The following is a 21,730-nucleotide window of genomic DNA, read 5'->3' on the forward strand; positions in this document are numbered from 1 at the left end:
TTTGCAAGTGATTAGCCTAAATTAATCACTTATTTACACGGCAACTTTTCGGTTAGCGCATTGAAGCACCTAATTCTGTTTTGATTATCGTATATTATATTCGCATGAGCTAATCGAACTCTTTCGAAAAGCTTGTCTGGCGTTTTGATGACGACAACGGATTTGCTATGAGGCTTCGTCTCTGTGAGCGCATTGGAGCAAGTGATCCGTAGCTGATGAAGGTCTTGCTCATGAATCACTACGCTTGCCACGAACTGCAGGGCTGCTGCGCAACACATAAGAGGGTCAATGTCGTTCATTTCGAGATTGATGAGTCTGGTTTTCTCGCGACCTTTGCCAGCTTCGATAGCGACTCTTGGTAGCTGGAGGCTTCCTGCGCCACAAGTCGAGTCGTAGAACGTCCACGAATCTCTTCCTATGGTTCTCTGCTGGCTTTCCAATTCGTGCAGCAAAGAGCCTATAAGGCTGGAAAGGTCAGTTGGTGTGAGGAACTGACCCAAACCTTCGCCAGTTCTGCGGAATAGGGCAATTTCCTCGATGAGCATTGTCAGCACGTCTGAGAACGGCGGTAGGGCTTCTACAACCTCTTTGTAGAGACGCGCTGACGTTGCCAAGGCTTCGACGTTGACCGTGCTGAATAGCTTCTCATCAAGCGCAAAATGGGTGTCATCGATGAAGATGTGTTCAGTCAACTCCAGGTCCGTGATTCCGTAGTGGCGATACCGGGCGACGAGCTGGTTCAGCATTACGCCCAGTGAGAATTTCACGAAAACTGATAGGGCTAGATCCTGCTTCGCTCGCTCGCCTCCGGTGTGGTGGCTTGTGATCTGGAAGATTGAGGATTTCAAAGCTTTTATTCTTTGTTCGATAGATAGGCTCATGCTGCACCTACCAATTGTGTGGCGCTGTGTACTCTCCTGGCTTCGCTATCACTAAGAGGTGTGACATTCACCGGGTAGCCAAATATCTCGTAATAGCCACACGCACGAAGCTTCTCTTCACGAGTCCTGGCGCGAGATTCGTAAATCTTGGCAGGGGTTATGAACCTGAAGAGGTACGGATTTCCAGAAGTCCACTCTGTAATCACGTTTGAGCAGTGCTGTGTGAACTCGCAAAGGTCTATGTCGTTAATCACAGTGTTGGCGATGATTTGAAGGGTTGTGGTGCAGCACATGAAAGGGTCAATGTCGTTCGCTATGACAGTGGCATTTTTCGCGTGATGGGGATTTCGCTTCATCATTTGCTGCAGTGGTGCCAACACTAATGCACCTGCCCCGCAGCACATTTCCATGACCTTGAATGGCTGGTCTGTCTGCATAGGCATGAGTTCAGAGCATCCGCTTGCGAGGCTTGGAGGTGTCAGACACTGGCCGAGTCCTTTCCCGCGCTTGCCCACGAGCAGTATGCTTTCTAGGAGAAGTGACAGAACGTCAGTGTATGCAGGAACTTTAGATACGATTTCAAAGTACTGCTCCACTGAAGAACCGAGAGCTTCTGTATCGCAATCATCGATTTGTTTTGAAGAGATTTCGTAAAGGGAAGGGTGGATCACTATGCATTGCATAGTTTCTGCGTCTGACAAACCCAATCGCTTGTACCGTTCGATGAAGCGCTTTAGCTGAATATTCAGTGCGCCTTTCACGAACAGCTTGAATGAGTTTTCTTGGTTTGTTCTATCGTTTTCAGGATGATTTTCGTAAATCTTAAATATGGTTTTTCTAAGAGTTTCGATTTGGTTTTTTAATTCATTCATTTTTCACCTATTCAGTAATGACGGCGAAAATATAGATCGAATTAAATGTGGTTGTCAAGATTATTATTATAGTATTGGGTAGGAGTTTGATTATAAGAAAGCCCTGTAGGGCTTATTTGATTTTGCTTTGGTAAAACTTCTGATAAGCGGTCTTTTGCAGTTTGTAATCTTCGCTATCGTATTCGCGTAGCTCTATGCTTCTATGATTGTAATGGTAGTTGAATATTGATGCCTCTTTAACTAATCTCATGAATGCAAGTGTGTATTTATCTTCAAGTATTTTTGAATCTAAAATCGTAATTCCTATTTTTCTTTTTTTGTCCGTTTCTAAATGTAAATACGGTTCAAGTTCCTTTGGTGCTTTAAAGTGTTTTGATGATTCTTGTATGCTAACTATCATTCTTGTCTCCGGTTTGTCGTTAAAAGGTTTATTCCTTTTGTAGGCATATTATACCATTTAGGTTTTTTGATTTTTTGTGTTAAGGAAATAATCTATCTTCAATTAATTCATTTCAGTTTTGGTATCGCTGTTTGCGTTTCGTCTGAATGCGTCTGTTAGGCTTTTTCGAAGCTCGTCTGTCGGACGGATCTGTAGGTCGCTTGTGGGCTACTGGCACGTCGCGCCATACTGTTTGCATGTACAGTGTGAGCAAGCCCCTATGTTTTCCATCCTCGGTCCCATCAATCCCCCTGTAGATCCTCTGCGAAAGCCCATCGTGGGCAGGGTTTCGTGTGGGTTTCCATCCCCTGCGCTTGAGTACTCTGAACCACCTTTGAGCCTGGATGAACTGGTGTGCCTGCGTGAGCCTTCGCGCTGGCTGCTACGTGCTGACGGTGATTCCTTGCAGGGGATTGGGATTTACGACGGTGACGTGCTGATCGTGGACAAGGCTCTGGAACCTTTGGATGGTGACATTGTGGTCGTGGTCATTGGAGCTGATTTTTGCTGCAAGGAGTACAGAGAACGCCTAGGGAAATCGCCCATTCTGCTGGCTCATAATCCACTCAACGCGAGCATTGAGGTGGGAGAGTGGGAAGACATCGAGCTGTGGGGTATCGTCCTTCACAACCTCCATCGTGTGTCTCGTTGATTTGGTGTCTCATGACTACAAGAAAGGAAGCTCTACAACGCATGTCTCAACGAGTTCTTGAAACCCGCAGTGAGGTTCGTGCTGGACTGGAAGTAGTTGAGAAAGAATTGCGCGAAGCTGTGAATGGTTTAAGCCTATATGTCAGTGGCATGAAAGTCGTTTTAGGTATGGTTGATGAAGATGATTGGGAATATGCCAAATTAAATTTTGATGGAAGCAATCTTCGTATTTTAACTTCTACTACTCATGAAGACGGACATAATTATGGGACGGCTCGTGAAGGAGAAATGACTGTCCGCTATATTGGTGATTTCAAGGACGATGAAAAATTAACCAAAGTAGCTTCAAGAGATTCAATTAATTCTCTCTGGATCGCCGTTGAGGAAGCAGTTTCTGAAATGTTGGGTGAGGCCAAAAGCTCTGCACGTCTTCTGTCTGAATTCTCGGACATTCAAAGCGAAAGCATTCATAAAGATTTAACTGATTTGATGAGCGGCGATTATTTCGAAAATCATTGGGCTAATGCGAGATTAAAAATTGAGACTGATCCTAGCGATTCGTTGACTCGTACAACACAGTTCCTTGAGTCGGTTTGCCGCCACTACCTGGAAAAACGTGACATACCTTTGGTTAATAAAAAGACCATTAACGAATTGATCAATGCTGTTGCAGATGACTTTCCCCCTTTGAAATTGCCGGAAGGAATTGAAGATCCCGAAGCGGTAAAGGCTCAATTTGTGGACGATGTGAAAGCCCTCATAGGCGGTATTAAATCCGTTTCCAAAGGGTGCGGTTTCTTCAGAACACATTACGGTACTGCGCATGGAGGCAAGAAAGTCGCCTACGCAGATGAAGCACGCTTGGTTAACAACCTTGCAGGCGCGGTTTCAATCTACGTTCTTGAAAAGCTCAAGGCGCATATGGTTGCAGATAGTCATGAGTGACGATGGATTTTCTGAGCTGGCAGCTCGATCAGCGAAGGTCAAAAATGAGAACCTGCAACTGCTGCTTGGGTTGAGAGCTTTCGAGCGAAAGCTTCTCGATTTGGTTGAGGGTCTTGGCTGTGGTGGCAACAGTGAAACCATCGTATTTGATGAAATTCTCGACGATGAAGATGAGCCAATTGGACACACCATGTGCTATCTCACATTCACTGGCCGAGAGCTGAACATCTGCTGGAAAGAGGCACCTCGACAAAGTGATTTTGATTACTGGAATTACTGCACGTTGGAGGAAGCTGGCACTGATATGCAGAGGCGCGTCAGTGACCACAAGGTTCTGAACTCACTGGTAGCAGATCTGCTGGTGAACCTGGATAGGGAGTACCTGAAAACGGCCTCTGTGGTTCAGTCGCTTTCTCAGTTTGTGACGGTCGAGAAGGCAGAAATTGACGCCGATCTGGATACGCTGTTTAGCGGCAATACCATGCTCCAGGAATCATGGATGAAGGCAAGGGGTTGCGTACTGACTGATCCAGAGCTTTCTATCACGTTGAGCTGCAGCCACATTGAGACAGTACTGAAAGCGTGTCTCAAATCTCTAGGTGAAAGTGGATATGAGAGAGAGACCGTAGAGCGGCTTTCCTCCCTGACCTTGAAAGCGTTAAGGGCATCCGGGGCTATTGATGACAACACGTCACAGATGCTTCGTGGTGCCGCTACGATTTTTCAGTGTGTAGGGGCTTCTAGGAACGATAGAAGCGTCTCACATGGCAAGAGCGAAGGTTACGTTCCGCCAACATCTGACCTTGCCCAAACCATCAACCATCTTGCCGGTGTTGCCTCTGTCTTTGTGATGAAGCAGACCGACCTTGTGCGGAAGGGCAGTGACTGATGGCCGTCTTCTGTCTGGTCGATTGTGATTGCTTCTACGTGAGCGCAGAGCGTCTATTCGACCCTACATTGAACGGTGTCCCTGTCGTTGCATTGTCCAACTCAGATGGCTGCGTCGTTTCCCGCTGTCCAATAGCCAAAAGCAAGGATTCCTCTGCTGGTGGGCTGGGGATCAAGATGGGCGCGCCGTTCTTCGAAATTAAGCACCTGATGAAGTCCCATGGGCTTCGTGTGGTGTCCTCCAATTACGCCTTGTACCAAGAAGTCAGTAACCGTGTGATGCGCGTTTTAGAGACGTTTGCGCCTCGGATCGAGGTGTACTCGATTGACGAAAGTTGGCTAGACCTCACCGGCGTCCAGGGCGACTTGGAGAAGCTTGGGCGTGAGATTCAATTGGCGGTGAAGAAGCAGACCGGCATAGGGGTAGGTGTAGGGTTTGGGCCTACCAAGACTTTGGCAAAAGCTGCCAATTTCAGCGCGAAGAAATGGCGCAAGGAAACTGGTGGTGTCGTGGTTCTGATGGATGCAGAGCGTCGTGACAAGCTGCTCAAATGGATGCCGGTTGATGAGATTTGGGGCATAGGCCGGAAGCTATCTGCGAGCCTTCAAGGTATGGGAATCCACAAGGCTATCGACCTTGCACGGTATGACCGTAAAACTTTGCGCAAGGTGTTCAACGTGAACGTCGAAAAAACATCCTTGGAGCTGGAAGGTGTGAGCTGCTATGCGCTTGAGGACTCCCCTGAACCCAAGCAAACCATAGCTAGTACCAGAAGCTTTGGTGAGCGTGTTACTTCCATTCAGGGGCTTCGTGAAGCCGTTGCCACATATGCGAGTAGGGCATGTGCAAAGCTACGGTCGGAAGGGCAGCTTGCTTCCTGCCTTCAGGTCTTCATCCAAACGTCCCGCTTCGATGACAAGCCCTACAGCCGCGCTTCGATCTGTGGCTTGCAGGTGCCGAGTAACGACACTCGGGAGTTCGTTGCTATGGCCCTTGAGGGACTACAGAAGATCTACGTGCCAGGCTATCGCTATGCGAAGGCAGGGATCGTGTTGAGCCAGTTCGTCAGTGGTGACGGCTATCAGCCGGATCTGTTTGCACCAGAGCCTAGGCGAAATTCAGAGACGTTGATGAAAGTGTTGGATGGGATCAATGCCAGGTATGGCCGGGGTAGCATCAGGCTCGCTGTGGAGCCACCCATTCCCCAATGGGGAATGAAAAGGGATTATCTGTCAGATAGTTTCGTCACCGATTGGAATCAGCTCAAGAGGGTTAAATGCTGAAGCTTTAAGGCTTCATTTTATTATATCCATGTTGGTGTTTGCTGTTATGTTTGAAGTATACCATTTAGCTTCTTAAAGCAATGATTTCAAATGGTATAATTAAGTAAAACGAACTCTATATAAATGAACTCCAACAAGATAATTTCTTTGATATTTCTGCTTATGGCATTTCTTTCGCCATTATCGCAAGCAGAAACGTATCAAGACGCCCAACAAGCTGACTGCTACTACGCCACTTCTGACATGGTTGGCAAATGCGCAGGTCATGAGAGTAAGCGAGATTTCGCATTTAGCTCAATTGCAAAGATGATTACACCCCAATCAGTCATGGTAGCTGGGCTGGTCCTTGCTCCATATCTTGGAGATAACGACACACTGTCAATAGTAGCTGACAAGTCAAAAGAGGGCGTCGCAATACAAGGAGTCATGAAAGACGCAGTAGGGATATTTGGGATAGTCTCTATATTCGTTTGTGGTTTAAACATATTGGCTAGATTGTTCAAGAATGCTGCCAATGCTGAATATGGCCTAAAGGAGAATAAATTCCTGGTCTTTTTAACTTTGGGTGCGGTTTTGTTTTTAGTGGGTAACGGGTGGATTATTCATTTAGTTCTTGCGGCCTTGATAGTCAATTTCGTCTTATTGAAATCGACCGTTATGTTTTTCATGCCTTTCTATATAAACGCTTCTATTAAAGATGAATCGGCCTACGTCACTAGAGGCGTTGTTCAGGCTGAAAGCATTTATAAAATGGAGATTATCAATGCCATTCAGATGGCGTCAAACGACTTGGCGCTTCGTAGACAGCTTTTGGTAAAGCACAATTTGGTAAAAGACGTTCAATCGGGCAAGTTTAGATTCGTAGAAACTGATTTTTCTCGCTGTCTAGAAAATCAAGCACCAGCATCAAAATATGATGGAAGCTCTTTAAAGGTTGGTGAGATTACTAAGACAGCCCAGTGTCTAACGAAGCTGCAAGTGAATGTTTATAGCGCTGGTAGCATCAATTCATCAGGTCAATTAGATGTAATCAAAGATGCCAATCTTAAAATATTTGACATGGCTTATAAAGAAGCTAGAAAAATGCAGATGTTCATGTGCAGTACAGGGCTTGATAAGGCTGATAATCGCATGAAATACGCTGATAGTGAATTGCTGCTTAATGACTGCCTAGATATGAATGAAGATGGAACCGTGGCAGACAAGGATTCGTTCGTCCATGAATTTAGAGACTCCGTTTCTATAGAAGAGCTTCACAATGGGCGTGACCAAATGCTGAATGTCGTGAGAGCCACTGTTGATCCTGTGGTTCAAGTCCTCTTGCAGGGAATCACACCAGAAAAATTCACGTCAGATATTTTCGCTTCATTCATTGGCTTGATGAATCTCAATAACTATCAAAAGAAAATGACTAACGCCATTGATGCTCAATACTCAATTTTCAAAATCAGCGTTAATCAGAATTTCAACGCTTCAGATTCAGCAGAAGCATTGAATGAAAATGATAAGAATCAAATGAATCAAGAAATGATAGACACTATGAAGGTGCAAAAGCTCTTTGATATAAATAAGTCTATTTATGAAGTCTATTTTTCGCAGACAGAAAATAAACTTGGCGCTCTCGCACTGGATGGGATTCAGGCACTGCTAAATAAATTAACGGCGCGTTATTACGAAAATTTGGGGTTTCAATTTAAGTCTTGCTTTAATACAGATTCGAATTGTGTATCCCCGGTTCTAAACGTCCCGGCTTCACTTTGGAGCAATGCGTCAGAATATACACAGGTCTCATTGGTTGTTTACTATGGTTCTGAAATAATAAGAAACGGAATTTTGACCTTTAATAAAAACGAAAGGTACATGACAAACCTTCTTTCCTATATATCGACAGCTTCGATGTTTATGTATGCGTTCTTCATGGCTAACCAGATATTAATAGGTCTGCTGCCTCTTCTATTGCTTTTGGGTGAGATTGGCGTGGTGGTTGCTAGTGCGCTTGAAATAATAGTGACAATGAGCGTCAGGCTGGTTAAGTCGATTTTTATTAATAGAAATGAACAGGAAGCATTTGACGTACTGAAAAATATTATGCTTCAACTGGTTTGGATTTGTTTCAGTGGAACAATTGTAGCCACCTTATTCTTTGTCGGGATGACGTTGGTGTCAGTTGTCATTGTCATAGTAAACGAGTTTGTTGTTTATTTGTCTTCGATATTTTTCTCGGGCGGAACAGGGTTCATGTTCGATGTGATGAGATTGTTCGTGATGCTTTTCTTGCATTGTACTATTACTATAATGATGTTCATCGTTTTATACAGTGGAATTAAATCTATCTCAGCTGCATTCAAAGATATGCTCGTTGCAAAAGATTTATTTACGGATAAAGCCCTGGGTGAGCAAGCGAATACTCAAGTTAATTCAATGAGCGAGAAATTTAAAGGTGTGCTACCGTTACAACGAACAAGGTAAATGGTTATATCCTTTAATTTATATATTTCTAAAGAGTTAGATCTGTTTGTCGGCTAACTCTTTTCTTTGTGAGAGTAAATGCTATAATGGCAATAACTAGAAGAAGGTGAACGACATGAAATGGATGAAGAAGGAAAAGATAAGGTTAAATTTCTTACAAAGATTTATCTTCTTTTATGCTGTGATAGGTTTTTTACCATTGCTCAATGGTTTGCTTTACAGCGGCATGGCTAAAATAAACTCTACCTATTTCGATGATCACCTTACCCTGATACGTCTCGGGCCGATGATCTTCTTCTACGTGACGTTACCTGTTTTCTATCTGATCAACCAGATGGACTACAAGCCTAACTACTTCAATCCTGACGTGTGGGACAAGCGCATCAAGACGTTTAAGCTCATCATGAGTGTCATTGTTTGGGTGTTCATTTACAGATCAATGGTCGTCTTCTTCTTCGGTATTAGGTTTTGGGATTTTACTGGCGAGCTTTCTGCCGTGACGTACCTTCTCCATGGTTATTACACAAGCGAAATTGTCCATGCTCGTGCAGAATTCTCATTGAGCGATCCATCAACGATGTTCGGCTCTATGTTTGCTTTTACAATAATTTGGCCGATTACTCTCCTGGTTGGAATGTTCACTTTAGTGTTGATGAAGAATAGAAGCTTACGCAACGAAAATAGAAGAACTGCATGAATACAAATGTATGGATATTAAAAGGCCACTCTTCAGTGGCTTTTTTATTGGGTTTGATTTGGTGGTTGCATTACGGCTTTGCCGTAGAGGTGAGACTTATCTGGTTTTGAACGTTGGTAATTTATTGAGTGCGCTCGTGGGCAGGGAAGTACAGTAAAAATCCAACAGAGCATTTATAGACGGTTTAGGCAGAATCAAACCTTGTTCATTGGGAATAATCAAATTTTGGCTTGGTAATATTAATCCGTTTTGGATGGGTAGAATCAGTTTGCATGAGTTGTTCATAATGGTAATTGTTTGTTTAGTCTAATTATACCATTCTGGTTTTGCCTTATTTGCCATTAGCGAAAATATTCATAATTACTTATGAAATGGTTATGAAGTGCTTATGAAGTATTTAATATTTAGAGTGTGGTCTAAAAAATATAGCTATGAATGCAGGCAAAAAAGCCAGATGCTGTTACCAATACCTGGCTTTTGAAATGCTTGTAGATTACTTGGATAACCCGAAATGCTTGAATAAGTCGAACAAATCATAGGAAATATACTCGGCGTCTTGATCGTCACCTTCATCCAACAATTTACTAATTACTATATTTTTGTTGTGAAGGATGCTGGATAAAAAATCGTCAATTGAATTCTCAATCACAAGGTTAACCACGTTCACAGTGTCCTTCTGCCCAATCCTATGGCATCTATCTTCACACTGAACCATCTTAGCCGGGGTCCAATCCATTTCTCCAAACATAACGGTAGAAGCGGCGGTAAGGGTGATTCCTTCTGCACAAGCCTTGATGCTACCAATGAAGACTTGTGCATCACCATTTTGGAATTCATCTACAAGCTCCTGACGGCGTGCTGTAGGCACCTTTCCATCAATCCTTACAGTCTTCAAGCCAGCTTTATGCAAAGTGGATTCAATGAGATCCAGCACGTCCTGGTGATGAGCGAAAAAGACCACCTTGCCTTGGGATTCCACAGCCTCAATGATGTACTCAGCAACAAGTGGTGCCTTGGCAACGGCGCTAATCTTCCTGACAAGCATAAGCTGCGAAAGGAAATTACCTCTGAGATCGGCTAAATCTTTTGCTGCTGCACGGTAGACCTTGTGCGAAGGGTCATATTTACTCATCGTCTTGATGATGCCTTCGTACAGCTTGTGAGCTTTTTCAACTACGGCCATTTCGCCTTTAATAGCAATCTTCAATGAAGCATGGTCGCAAGGCATTGGCACAACACTGTGTATCTTGTCAGGTAATTCCGCTAACACATCCTTTTTCAAGCGACGAATCATTCCGGCTTCTTTAAGCTTCGTTTGTAATTCGTTCAGGTTTATTAAGAAGTGAGGGGCTATCTTCGTGTCAAATATGCCAGAACAATATCTATACCCAAATGAGCCATAAGACTTGAATGACTCTGGAGCTAGCTTGTTGGCTATCGTGAATATTTCATAAGGATTATTGAGGAAAGGTGTTCCTGTAAGAGCTATAAAGTTTTTGCATGGTATAGAAAGGGCAGAAATGGTTCTATTTGCTTTTGGGTTTTTTAAGTAGTGGCTTTCATCAAAGATTATATAGTCATAATTCTGAGCTGTAAGTGAATTAATCTGCTTTCCTAGAATATCGTAGTTGATTACATCTGCAGCATATTCTCTGTGGGTATCTATTATTGACTTGCTGGTCAATACAGATGCTGATTTTGAGAGTTCAGGATTTACTAACCATTTTTGTAATTCGCGTTTCCAATTCGATTTCAAAGTTGCTGGGCAAACTATAAGTATCTTTTTGGCATTTTGATAATTAATAACTCCAATCGCTTGTATCGTTTTACCTAGCCCCATTTCGTCAGCGATTAATGCATTACCTTTTGCGACAGCATATTCAATACCAGCCTTTTGGTATGGAAGGTAATGTAGACCAATTGGAGCGGGCACTACGAATTGGGAAGATGTTTTACTGGAAGCCGCGAGTCTCTTGTTTAATTCTGTTTCTGCAATATCTGATTGGTAATCAAAGTCAGGGGTTGTTGTGTATCCTTCTTCGCTTTCGTTTAGGGATTCTATAAGGTTCAATACGTTTACGAAGCTGGGCGTAACCCATGCGGTAAGCGGTTTGCTCCAGTTGAATCCAGCCGATTTTGGATAATCTTTTAAGTCATAAATTGTTTTGCATATGTAAGTGTTGTTCTCGTAGTGTAGGTTTAACATTTTATTATTGTTTGTTGTATTAAAATTATATCATCTTGATTTCTCCAAATTTGCTGTTAGTGAAGTTATTTATTAAATGTTTATGAAATAGATATGAATTACTTCATAAGTGGTTATGAAATACTTATTAAGTGGTTCTTAAATTATTGGGTTTTTACGGGTTGGATACGGATTGGTGAGGCTTCCGCACACGTCCTGTGTTGAAATTGGCAGGGCAATGCCTCGCAAAAAAGACCAGAATTCAACACAGAGCGCCTATGCTTGAGCGCTAATAGGCGGTTTCCACGGTTGAAAAGGAGAGGGTGGGTGATGAAGGAGTCGTACAAGCTGTTGGTGACACTCAACAAAAACGAGCTTCGCCCTTTGCTGGATGAGAAGAAGATCCTGCTATCTGGTTTGTACAGTCAGGCAATAGCGCACTGCATTGACCACGCGACCAAGCACCGTGACTACACGCTATTCGTAGCTTTGGTTGAGGTCTTCGATACCCGCGACTACAAATTATTCGTGTCAGGTTGGGTTTGTGAAAGGCTTGGGTTGTTGAGCAAGATGGGACCGAACGGAGCTGTGTTTGCTCGTAGTGGGAATCCGCCGAACGAGCGCATGAGCTGGAAGGTAAGTCTTGAAGAGTTCGCGGCAAGGAAATTCAAGATTGCTTTGCCCGTGAAAAAGCTAGTCCACGACACCAAGCCGGTCGAGAAGGGTAGGAAGAGCCCCAAGAAAATAGACATGCTTGATTCCTGGGCGCGGCTACCTGGGAGTTACGGTAGCGGTAAACGCTAAAATCTGTTTCTGATGCATTTATGAAGTAGATGTGAAACCCCTATGAGGCTCTTCATAAGCATTGAGCAAATGGCTATGAGCTGGTTCTGAGCTGTTGAAGAAACACATGTGAAATGGTTCATAAGGATTTATTAACCACGTCAGAACTGTTTCATAAGTGTTTATGAAGTGCTTATGATGTAGATCAGATCCAGTTCAGATCGGTGATTATGAACGTCAAGGCGAAAAAAAGCCCCGGTTAAGGGGCTTGGGTTTTTTGAGTCTCTATCAGTCGATGGTGCGTCTGAATTCTGCGTCTACGTCATCCAGGTAGGATTTCAGAACAGGGTCTGTCAGAGCCTTCAAGCGCAGAATGCACATGCGCTCAACGTCAACGCTGACTGAACTGCTCACGTACCCTTTGCCATAGCGCTTGTTGTTGGTGATGGACTCGAAAGCCTTGATAGCGCTATCGGTTTTGTCTGTGAACGCGAAGCTGCGAACGCTCAATTTGTTGCCTTCTGGTAGGGCTTTGTGTTCCTTCAAAGCTTGGTCGATTTTGAAAGCCAAGACCTTTTGATCGTGGATAGCTTTTTCAGCGGCTGCTTGCTCGATTTCTGCTTGAATCTGTTCCGGTGATTTTGGAGTTGTCTCTACCAAAGTGATTTCAGATTCTGGTGGTGTAGTAGGTGCTTCCGCTCTTTTAGCTTCTGCACGGGCTTTTGCTGCTTGTAAGTCAAATGTCATGATTGTTATCTCCTTTTAGTTAGTTTGTGATTGATTCGTTTTGGGCAGTGGCGACCACTGATGTTTCAGCAATGGCTTCAAGAATCGCTTTCACCACAAGATTGAATTCAGCTTGTGCAATTTTGGCCGATTCAGTCGTGGCGTTATAAATGGTCTGCCCTTTGTTGAATTGGTTAGGGTATATCGAGCGAAAAATCAAAGGTGCTTCCAACGGCTTCTGGTGTTCACCAAACGCATCACCAAATGCCCTAATATCTGCATCAATCTGGTTCTTACGGTCGATTTCCTTCAAGGCTTTACGTTCTGCATTTCGGGCAAGTCTTGCTGCAGTCGTGGATGTATCCGTCAAGGTGAGGTTAGCGCTGACCTCTTTGGAATTTGCCTTGATGCGTGCTGGATCGAAAGCCAGCAGAGAGCGTACCTTTGTGGTGAATTTTCCGCCTAGGCTCACAGCGTCGTATTTCAAATCCTCAATGATTCCCGACACGGTAACGGCAGTCACTGCGTTCTGTGTGTCACCTTTGTAAGGTGTAATCACCAAGTCACTAAAGCTGATGAGCCTTTTAATTTCCTTGATTGGGTTGTTTTTCGAGTCGAGAACCTTGGCTGGAACATCTACAATAATAAAGTCAAAGTGAGCGTAGTCACGTTTGATTACATCAAATTGTGCGTCCAGCTCATAAAGGCTGCGGGCAATAACGATAGGACGGTTTTCAAGTGCGAATTCATCGTACTCAAGTTGATCCAGCAAGGACTGGTTTATAGCTCTACCTTTATTTTTAAGCAATTCCACCTTGGCTTTGTTTTTGATAATGCGTTTTTCTGTTACTTCTTTGTTCTGCTCGATATGCATTTGAATAGCTGGAACGCCATCAGTGTCGATAATCAGCGTGCGATAACCTTGAAGCGCCAAGGAGTGGCTGAGATTTGAAATGGTCGTGGTTTTAGTAATGCTTTTATGACTGATTAAGGCCAAAATTTTAGCTGGTTGGTTCATGATTAAATTCCTTTAGTTTTGGTTTGTTTTTAAAATAATAACATTTGAAAAAAGAAAACAAGCCGTTAGTGTGAAATATTTCATAAATAGTTATGAAATACTTATGAGGTGCTTCATAAGTGTTTATGAAGTGCTTAATAACGTGGTGGATCATGAATTAATTTTTGGCTTCAGTAAAATGATTGATCCATGGTTTTTAGACTGAAGGGATATCAAAACCTTACGTTTACTAATTTGCGGATATCAAAACCAAAAAAACAGGAATCTCTTCCTGTTTATTTTCTAAGATCACAATTATTTTTCTTAGTAAATCCTTTCTGGCAGAATTTCTTTATACGGTTCATTTGTGGATTCCTCCACAAAGCATTCCTCCGTAAGCATTCCTTGCTCGTAAAGATCTACCAGCTCTACGTCTCCATCGATTAGATCTTCAAAAGCTTGTTTTCTGGTTTTCTCGAAATTATTCATATTTTCAATGTCCTCTTTTTTTGTTGTATGGGTGTGGCAGTCTCTACCTGGATGTCGTGGCTGCTGATGGTCGGCGGCTTCACCTGTGGCGTGGAATCCGTATCAGCCCGAGATAAGCGCTGTTTGATGAAGTTAGAAACAGGCAGGGTAGGGTCTAGGTCGTACTTGGCTTTGAGGTCATTCTCTAGCTTGTAGATGATCTCGTTCGCTGTGCGGTCTGCGTCTGCGGCAGCTTTGAATACCTGGTCAGGTTTGTCCCTCAAGCCTTTGAGAGCCCAACCCACATCGTAGGTCTGGTGGTTCTTGAAAAAGGAATCGTCTAACTGGTCGCGCATGCCATCGGTGATGCTGAAGTTCAGATGCTTAATCACGGCTTGCGCTGACAGATTGGCTACCAACTCTTCATAGGCCCTGTGTTCATCACTCTGAGCATATTTTGCGAGGCTTTCACGGTTCTTCCGGCTTGCTACGCCGTATGAGTGGCTGACTTCATGCAAGAGAGTGGATAGCTCGTGGAGGTCGCTCTTGAAGTAGCTAGAAGGTGACATATAGATGGTGTCTTCACCGGGGGAGAAGTAATTGCTGTGTTCCGCCCCTGCGTGCCTTTTGAGCGGCGTTGGCATGGTATCCATGACTGACTGAAGCACGGTCTGTACTTCGGCTGGGGTTGGGATCTTGGCGCGTTGCGCCATCTGCGCTTTTATCTTGTCTGGTAGCTCCCCTGTGAACTGCTGCAGGTTGAAGACAGGAGATAGCTTTGAAGCACGTCTATAGATGGCTTTGCCTTCCGCATTGTCCTGGTCATCGTTACCTCCAGCACCTGGCTTTTCACCGTCCTTGACGAACCCTATCTGCATGCCAAAGTGGTGAACAACGAAGTCAGCCTTTTCCCCTTTGTTGGACAGGCCAGCGTCAAACCCTTGCTTCGCCGTCATGTAGTAGGGCAGTTCAAAGCCTTTCTCTTTGCCAAGCATCGAAAGCAGCATCGAGTTTTCGAGGTTGTAGACTGTTCCTGATATCGGGTTCAGGTATCGGATTTTGAAGCACGGTGAATTCCACACCGGCACGTCTGGATTTTCTGCCTGGAGCATTGCGTGGATGCTATCGACCTTATCCGCAAGGAATCCCTCGAGCTTCTCTTTACTGTTGTCGATGTACTCCTTTTTTTCTTTGTATGATTTTCGTTTAGCTACTGCCATTTAATTTCTGGTTGTTATATGACTGATTTTACCATTTGATTTTTAGAAGGCATTCACTACGCGAAATAAAGACAGGGGCACTGTGTCTAGACGAACTGTTGGGCATCGCAGGGAAAAGCAATTTTTAAGCTATATCTGCCGGGTTTAGTAAGGCACTAAAATATTTCTTGGATCGATCTTGATTGATCCTCAAGACTGGAGCTATGGTTTTGCCTCAAACCTACATCGAGTGATTCAAATGAAAAGGATTTTGACTGCCGTAGCTCTCTCCCTGTGTGTAGCTTCTGTAAGCAATGCAGATGACCGGTTCACCTTTGAGAAATACCCCGCTTCTACGGTTTCCAACAAGGCACTGACAAAAGTCGATTGGTCGAGTAACAAAGCCCTGGCAGGGCAGTGGCGCATCAAAGAATCCGTCGAAGGCACCGTTGGCAAGAAAGCCGATTTTGCGGGGCATTTTGTGGTTGCTACCTACGGCTGTGGCACGGGATGCCAAGCAACCGTGTTTGTAGATGTAAACGATGGGAAGCTCTACAAAGCCCCAATGCAGTTTCCAAGCGAATCAGACGCTCTTGCCCCAGCTAATGGTGGGGTTGCTCACAGGCAAAACAGCAATGCAATTTTCATGAGCGATTTGCATTACTACAAAGCTGGTAGCCCGGACATGATGCAAAACGATGGTGTGGTGCTTTGGAATGAAAAGGCTAAGAAATTTGAAATTATTGCAAAATCCAAACCTTTTCTTGTGAAGATGGATTGAAGACTTTTCAGATTTAAATGATTTCATGTATCATCAAATCACAACCAATTTATTAGGTATACACAATGTCGAAGCTTGCAGAATTCCGTCAGCTTGAAAAGCACCTAGCTGAACAAATGGCTCAGTTGGAAGCACTGAAAGGTGATGCTGGTCTGGCTGAAGAGATAAAATTTGAAGAGAAGCTGCGCAATCTTCTTGGTCAGTACGGCAAAAGCCTGCGTGACGTGATCGCTATCCTCGATCCAGCTTCGCTTAACCGCAAAGGCGCAGCCCCGGCACCGATCAAAGCTACTCGCCGTGAACGTGTTGTTAAGGTTTACAAGAACCCGCACACGGGTGAAACCATCGAAACCAAGGGTGGTAATCATAAGCAGTTGAAAGAGTGGAAAACCGAGTTCGGTGCTGACACCGTGGAATCTTGGTTGAGCAAGTAACACCAGCTATCATGCCGCCGCAATGGCGGCATGTGCTTCACCCGTTCTCCTTCTGCCCCTAAATCTATGATGGCGTAATTGGGTGTACTATCCCATTCTCATTGCGTTTGAACAGGGGTACGACAAGGATGAACAAGGCCACAGCGGCTTTTCTATGGATTTTTTTCTGCGCTGCCTCTCAAGCCCAAGAATTCGACTTCAATGGTGCTGTGTTGGGAATGAAGCTCATTGAGTTTCAAGCTCTTCCCGTAATCAATGGAAAGTTGACCCCTGACGGCAAGGCCGGTTGGTGTGACCAGAGAGCGGGGAAACTGGTGTGTCATCGCGTTGGGGATGATCCATTTGGGCAAATCTATGGTCCTGCATTGGGCGACTACCACTTCGACAAAGACAAAAGCGGTGAGCTTCGCCTTTACATGATTATGCTCATGGCCGACCGTAGAAATTATCCTATTGCTGAGTCGGGGCTTACCCAAAAATGGGGAGCTGGCAAATCGGTCGTCTCAACTGCAACCAACGGACTAGGGCAAGAAATCAAGGCTACTACTCTGAGCTGGAACAAGCCGGATTCCGCTATCACGCTTGAGGCCCCGTGTGGGAACGTCAAGTACCTTTGCCTGACATACACGCATAAATCCCTAGCTAAAGAAGTAGCGGGTTCAGCACCACCGTCAGGATCTGGCTTTTAGGTGAATTTGATATTTGAACGGCAACGTATCGTCACCTGTTGTAGATATCGAAATGACCATGAATTCGAAGGAAAATAAAATGGCGTATGAAACCGGGCTAGGAAACAGAAATTCATGTGCAGTGATTCTTGATCCATTTTATTTATCTAAACTCATGGATGAGGAATTTAAAAAGACGGGAGAAATACAGCTTCATCATTTAAAAGGGATTGGTAGCTATCTTAATTCTGTCCGTGATTCATTAGACATTCAAATTAAAGGGCTTCGTGATTCGGATATTTATCATGAGCAAGCTCACTACCAAAAAATAGCAGATGATCTTAAGCATGAAATCGACCTTCTCACCGAAGAGGGTAGGTCTGATGACAGTAATCTTAATAATAAATGGTGGTCTGCGCATTTAGTTGCTGAGAACGCAAAAGATCGGAACGTAGGCGAACCACTTAATCAGGAACGATATCAGGATTTAGCATCGGTCGAAATCCACGGGTTTTTAAAATTTGTTGAGAATGGACCCGGTTTGCGTCTCATCCAGCCGAATGCGCTGGAGTTTTTTGCTGAAATCGAAAATGGACTTCGATTTAGTGGTGGTTTAGAAGCAGTCAATGAATTTATATCTAGACTCACCACTTTAAGTCTTGAGGTCAGTAGGTTTGAGTCCGCTTTTGTAAAAATATACAATCAAATTGACTTGATAAGGAACGCTTTTTCTTCGCAGAAAATAACATACATCAATGGCGAGATTGATTATGCAAAAATATATAGAATTCTCAAAAAGAATTTTGGTTATGACTATCCGCATAGCTTGATATGGTGGGGGGCAGTTGTTTATACCGCGATGAATACGACGGAAACTCTGGAAACCTATCAACCCTCCACGCTTCAAGTTGGCATGGGTTTTGAAAATCACGTAGAGAAACTTTATAGAGGTTTTGGATACTCCGTTTCCACCACGCCCGCTTCGGGTGATTTTGGAGTCGATTTAATAGCTATTTCAAACACAGAAAAAATTGCAATCCAATGTAAGAAATACGCTACTCCCGTTGGGCCTGATGCGGTCATGCAAGTGTATTCTGGTGGCGCATACTATGAATGCACCCGTTTTGCGGTTTTTTCAGTTAACGGCTTTACTAATGCTGCTACCGAAATGGCAAAGAAATTGAGAGTTGAATTGTTCAATATCGACGCATCTGATATTGCTTAGTGAAGGTACTCACTATGTTGAACATAATGGTGATGAAAGAGCCAAAAGGTATTAGGAAGCTGTGCTTGCAGTTTGCAACTGCCAGCATCAGCTTCCTTATGTGCTTTATAGCTCTGGATTTAGCGCTTCATTGAGAGCAGCAGCAATCGCGGCAGATCGTTTGTCAATAAACTTGTCATAGTCATCATCAAGAACGCCGTAGGTTTTTGGGCTGCCAATTAAGTGCGACTTCAATGTTACTGATAATTTTGAATTAGTACCTTCGAATTCTCCCACATACAAGCTTGGTGCCTTTGCACGAATCTTATTGTTTGAAGCCGAATCAATCAGTGTGATATTGGCAACCAAATTTGGCTCGCTGTCTTTGAAATTTTTATTAACGAAAGCCTTGGGGAAAAAGTGATGGTAGTTTCTACTGGACGCAATTTTCAGGTTTGAATTATCCAGTATCACGTCGCTGTTATCGTCAAGGTTTTTCGGCTTTTGAGAGGCGAGTAAACACAGTATAGTTTTAATGTACGAATTACCCGCAGAGAACCAGGTTTCAGCAATGTCTTCAGCAGATACTGTAAGCTCATCCCCTGGGTATTTAGGTTTGCGTTCCTTTAATATTTGGGCAATTTTTTTCAGGTCTTCCGCTATTTTGGTTTCGGTTGAACCACTATATCGCCAGTTCAAACCGACCCAATAGAAAAATTGCTTCAATAACTTTGACTGTGTTTCAGTTGGACGCTTGTTGTCATTTTTGTAGAAGAAATAAGTTAGCGGAACTAGTAATGAGGAATAGGGGAGAAGTTGGGATACTGGAACATGTAGAGTTGTTCTGATGAAATCAACCGCTGAAAACATTGACGAAACCATTGGGTCCCAATTCGTAATGAACTTCTCACGTCCAATTTTTAAAATATCTTTGGCGCGGATACTATCTACTGCAATGGCTGCGACAGCCTGAAGCACTGTAGCTGCAGGAATTGTTTCAAATTTTGCTCTGACTAAACTCTTTGAAACCTCATCGCTACCATAAATTAACTCTTCATACTTCAAAGCAAGGTCAAACCCCCTAGCTTCATCGTAGGTCATAGCTACCATGATTTCAAATAAGGTCAGCGGTTTACCGCCTGTATTTATCCGGGCAAATACGTCACAAGCAATTTCAATTGGATAGTCTTTGATAGTGATCGTTGCAAAGTCATATGTTGTTAAATTAGTTTTGTACTCTTGAAATTTCTTGGCTTTTTCTTTTCCGATATCTTCAATGAAGTCTAATGCATCCGAGGTTAGGAGGTCATGTACAGAAACATAAATCTTGTCCTCCTCTTGCTGGCTCGTTACGATCTGTTCGTCGGTCAAAGGATCGTAATCAAGATTTACATAAATATCTTTGTAATCAATTTCCTTTTTGTCTTTGGTTATGCGAATGCCCTTGCGAATAGCATATAGGGAGGTGATGCGTTGCTGACCGTCCAGTATGTATTGCGCATAGTCGCCTTTAGGCGTATCTGGTAACTTATGATTGCCAATGTCTTTTACGGACCGCAAGGTATCCTTGGTCTTCCATAAGATGAACGTGCCGATTGGATAGCCTTTGAGAATGCTGTCGATTAATTTGGCACTTTGTTCTTTATCCCAAACAAATTCACGTTGAAACATCGGCAGTTTAATTTGGCCAGAATCAATTTCAAGGAAAAGCGCTTCATATTTTTTGACGGCGTTTTCCGGTCGTAGAAGAAATTGAGGTTCTGCCTGGATTACCTTGCTTTTAACTGCCATGTATATTTCCTTATAAGTATTGCTTTCACAATAGTAATGAATGATTTTTTAAGGTTTTGTATTCTAGTCAGTTGCCATTTAATCCACTGTCACGAGTCAATAGTCTCTTTTTCCAGTGAATTTCTTTATCCTTCATCTCGTCAGCGCCAGTGTGCTTATCGGCAATTTCTAAGATGCTGAACCTGAAATGTTCAGAAAACGACTCACCCCGTTTCAGGTGAAGGTCGCGTATGCGTGTGTTACCACCATGCCCATTCTTTGAGTACGTTACCCAACGATCCCACAAGCCACCTGTGCCCGTGGCAGAGCCTACATATAGCTGGTGTTCACCCTCGGTGCGGTCGGATATCAGGTAAACGCCTGCAACGCTGCTCAAAGCAGTCTGCCACGACACGATCCCTTCCCTGGCGATGATTTTCAATTCTTGGAAGCTAATGTCTACATCCTTGAAGCCGGGGAATCCCCCCACGGTCATTTTCTTTTCTAGGATTTCGGACAGCTTCATCGTGGACATGCATGTCTTGAAGTACAGGTAGTTGGCCCTTGGTTTTTTGTACTCCAGGACCAGTCGCCCCGCCAGCTCTTCGAACTCTGGCACACGGCGGTATTCGTAAACGTAGTCACGATTGACCTTGCCTTGGCGTACCTCTTTCACCTTCAACGAATCGTAGATCCCAGCTAGGAGCCATTTCTTGGACTCTGGAATCTCAACAAGGCCGATGACGTATCGGCACTCGAAATTCTTCCTCGACTGCCACGACTGCCACTCATCGAAGTACCCAGCCAGGTACACGTCCATTGGGTGTTCGATCCCGTTGTGCTGTGCCAAATGGATCTTGGTGTTATCGGGTGTCAGGGTAGGCAAGAGGCTGGTCAAGAACTGCATGAGCATGATGGTAGAAATCCTCGGATGATTCGAGAATCTAACATTTGATGCATTCCGCTGCGCGGGAAGGATTGCCTAAAGGGATTGCGTGGAGCGGAGGCTTTGAAAAAGCGGAAAAAGGCATTTCAGCCTGATCATTTTGAGGGGAGGGGCTTGGATCAGAGGAACCCATGCAGGCTGTGGCTTTGAGCGTTTTTTAGGCAATAAAAAACCCGGCGCGTGGGCCGGGTTCTTTGATTTGGAAGTTCCAAAAACACTTCCAAAAATTACTTCCAAAACTTTAAAACCGTAAGCTGGTAAGTGCTTGATTTTAAAGGAAAATCTTGGTGCCCCGAGGGAGACTCGAACTCCCACTTCTTGCGAAAACGGATTTTGAATCCGCCGCGTCTACCAATTCCGCCATCAGGGCTCAATGGCGGCGAAGTATAGAGATGAGATTACCGTTGGTCAATCACGTTTCATGGTCTATTTTCACTATTTCC

General features: G+C 43.9%; 20 protein-coding genes and 1 tRNA gene. 11 read left to right on the forward strand and 10 right to left on the reverse strand.

Going from position 1 to position 21,730, the window contains the following annotated elements; all coding sequences use genetic code 11:
• Positions 1-29: 29 nt before the first annotated feature.
• The 3 genes from ACZRJ6_RS10690 to ACZRJ6_RS10700 all read right to left on the reverse strand — a co-directional run bounded on the left by ACZRJ6_RS10690 (position 30) and on the right by ACZRJ6_RS10700 (position 2,153).
• A complete protein-coding gene (locus ACZRJ6_RS10690; RefSeq protein WP_340051343.1) occupies positions 30-881 on the reverse strand; it encodes a hypothetical protein in 852 nt (283 codons plus the stop codon).
• Complete coding sequence (locus tag ACZRJ6_RS10695; RefSeq protein ID WP_078472298.1) at positions 878-1,753, reverse strand: N-6 DNA methylase; 876 nt, start codon at positions 1,751-1,753, stop codon at positions 878-880. The genes ACZRJ6_RS10690 and ACZRJ6_RS10695 overlap by 4 nt, the downstream gene beginning before the upstream one ends.
• Before the next feature lie 112 nt (positions 1,754-1,865).
• Entirely contained in the window at positions 1,866-2,153 is a 288-nt protein-coding gene (locus ACZRJ6_RS10700) for a hypothetical protein (protein WP_138739347.1), read from the reverse strand.
• A gap of 259 nt (positions 2,154-2,412) precedes the next feature.
• On the opposite strand from ACZRJ6_RS10700, the gene ACZRJ6_RS10705 reads away from it, so the two are divergent.
• From ACZRJ6_RS10705 to ACZRJ6_RS10730, 6 genes are all read left to right on the forward strand, one after another.
• Entirely contained in the window at positions 2,413-2,844 is a 432-nt protein-coding gene (locus tag ACZRJ6_RS10705; RefSeq protein WP_078472297.1) for a LexA family protein, read from the forward strand.
• Between the two features lie 41 nt (positions 2,845-2,885).
• On the forward strand, positions 2,886-3,788 hold the full coding sequence (locus ACZRJ6_RS10710; protein ID WP_367236004.1) for an abortive infection family protein: 903 nt from the start codon (positions 2,886-2,888) through the stop codon (positions 3,786-3,788).
• Complete coding sequence (locus ACZRJ6_RS10715; protein ID WP_301278835.1) at positions 3,781-4,677, forward strand: abortive infection family protein; 897 nt, start codon at positions 3,781-3,783, stop codon at positions 4,675-4,677. Before ACZRJ6_RS10710 ends, ACZRJ6_RS10715 begins: the two co-directional genes overlap by 8 nt.
• Positions 4,677-5,960, forward strand: a complete 1,284-nt coding sequence (locus ACZRJ6_RS10720) for a Y-family DNA polymerase (RefSeq protein WP_340051345.1) — start codon at positions 4,677-4,679, stop codon at positions 5,958-5,960. The genes ACZRJ6_RS10715 and ACZRJ6_RS10720 overlap by 1 nt, the downstream gene beginning before the upstream one ends.
• Before the next feature lie 123 nt (positions 5,961-6,083).
• Positions 6,084-8,429, forward strand: a complete 2,346-nt coding sequence (locus ACZRJ6_RS10725) for a hypothetical protein (RefSeq protein ID WP_340051346.1) — start codon at positions 6,084-6,086, stop codon at positions 8,427-8,429.
• A gap of 115 nt (positions 8,430-8,544) precedes the next feature.
• Positions 8,545-9,126: a hypothetical protein gene (locus ACZRJ6_RS10730; RefSeq protein ID WP_463968106.1), complete on the forward strand. Its 582-nt coding sequence runs from the start codon at positions 8,545-8,547 to the stop codon at positions 9,124-9,126.
• Between the two features lie 493 nt (positions 9,127-9,619).
• Here the strand turns inward: ACZRJ6_RS10730 and ACZRJ6_RS10735 are convergent, their stop codons facing one another.
• A complete protein-coding gene (locus ACZRJ6_RS10735) occupies positions 9,620-11,332 on the reverse strand; it encodes a DEAD/DEAH box helicase (protein ID WP_463968107.1) in 1,713 nt (570 codons plus the stop codon).
• A 309-nt stretch (positions 11,333-11,641) separates the two neighbouring features.
• Here ACZRJ6_RS10735 and ACZRJ6_RS10740 point away from each other — a divergent pair, with 309 nt between their 5' ends.
• On the forward strand, positions 11,642-12,115 hold the full coding sequence (locus tag ACZRJ6_RS10740; RefSeq protein WP_060766109.1) for a hypothetical protein: 474 nt from the start codon (positions 11,642-11,644) through the stop codon (positions 12,113-12,115).
• A 267-nt stretch (positions 12,116-12,382) separates the two neighbouring features.
• Here ACZRJ6_RS10740 and ACZRJ6_RS10745 read toward each other — a convergent pair whose 3' ends face one another.
• From ACZRJ6_RS10745 to ACZRJ6_RS10755, 3 genes are all read right to left on the reverse strand, one after another.
• On the reverse strand, positions 12,383-12,841 hold the full coding sequence (locus ACZRJ6_RS10745; protein WP_056788995.1) for a hypothetical protein: 459 nt from the start codon (positions 12,839-12,841) through the stop codon (positions 12,383-12,385).
• A gap of 19 nt (positions 12,842-12,860) precedes the next feature.
• Complete coding sequence (locus tag ACZRJ6_RS10750) at positions 12,861-13,838, reverse strand: AAA family ATPase (RefSeq protein WP_008438304.1); 978 nt, start codon at positions 13,836-13,838, stop codon at positions 12,861-12,863.
• Between the two features lie 464 nt (positions 13,839-14,302).
• Positions 14,303-15,505 (reverse strand): zincin-like metallopeptidase domain-containing protein, encoded by a 1,203-nt coding sequence (locus ACZRJ6_RS10755; protein ID WP_060766107.1) that lies wholly within the window; start codon positions 15,503-15,505, stop codon positions 14,303-14,305.
• A gap of 178 nt (positions 15,506-15,683) precedes the next feature.
• On the opposite strand from ACZRJ6_RS10755, the gene ACZRJ6_RS10760 reads away from it, so the two are divergent.
• From ACZRJ6_RS10760 to ACZRJ6_RS10775, 4 genes are all read left to right on the forward strand, one after another.
• A complete protein-coding gene (locus tag ACZRJ6_RS10760; RefSeq protein ID WP_463968108.1) occupies positions 15,684-16,265 on the forward strand; it encodes a hypothetical protein in 582 nt (193 codons plus the stop codon).
• A gap of 65 nt (positions 16,266-16,330) precedes the next feature.
• A complete protein-coding gene (locus ACZRJ6_RS10765) occupies positions 16,331-16,699 on the forward strand; it encodes a histone-like nucleoid-structuring protein, MvaT/MvaU family (protein WP_103451184.1) in 369 nt (122 codons plus the stop codon).
• A gap of 128 nt (positions 16,700-16,827) precedes the next feature.
• Positions 16,828-17,388, forward strand: coding sequence for a hypothetical protein (locus tag ACZRJ6_RS10770; RefSeq protein ID WP_463968109.1), 561 nt, complete (start codon positions 16,828-16,830; stop codon positions 17,386-17,388).
• A 79-nt stretch (positions 17,389-17,467) separates the two neighbouring features.
• Complete coding sequence (locus ACZRJ6_RS10775) at positions 17,468-18,592, forward strand: restriction endonuclease (RefSeq protein ID WP_463968110.1); 1,125 nt, start codon at positions 17,468-17,470, stop codon at positions 18,590-18,592.
• A 105-nt stretch (positions 18,593-18,697) separates the two neighbouring features.
• Here the strand turns inward: ACZRJ6_RS10775 and ACZRJ6_RS10780 are convergent, their stop codons facing one another.
• The 3 genes from ACZRJ6_RS10780 to ACZRJ6_RS10790 form a co-directional block, all read right to left on the reverse strand.
• Positions 18,698-20,362: a GmrSD restriction endonuclease domain-containing protein gene (locus ACZRJ6_RS10780; protein ID WP_463968111.1), complete on the reverse strand. Its 1,665-nt coding sequence runs from the start codon at positions 20,360-20,362 to the stop codon at positions 18,698-18,700.
• A 67-nt stretch (positions 20,363-20,429) separates the two neighbouring features.
• A complete protein-coding gene (locus tag ACZRJ6_RS10785) occupies positions 20,430-21,254 on the reverse strand; it encodes a GIY-YIG nuclease family protein (RefSeq protein WP_463968112.1) in 825 nt (274 codons plus the stop codon).
• A 318-nt stretch (positions 21,255-21,572) separates the two neighbouring features.
• Positions 21,573-21,657 (reverse strand) — tRNA-Leu (locus tag ACZRJ6_RS10790).
• Positions 21,658-21,730 lie beyond the last annotated feature (73 nt).

Source organism: Pseudomonas sp. C321, from assembly GCF_055407105.1.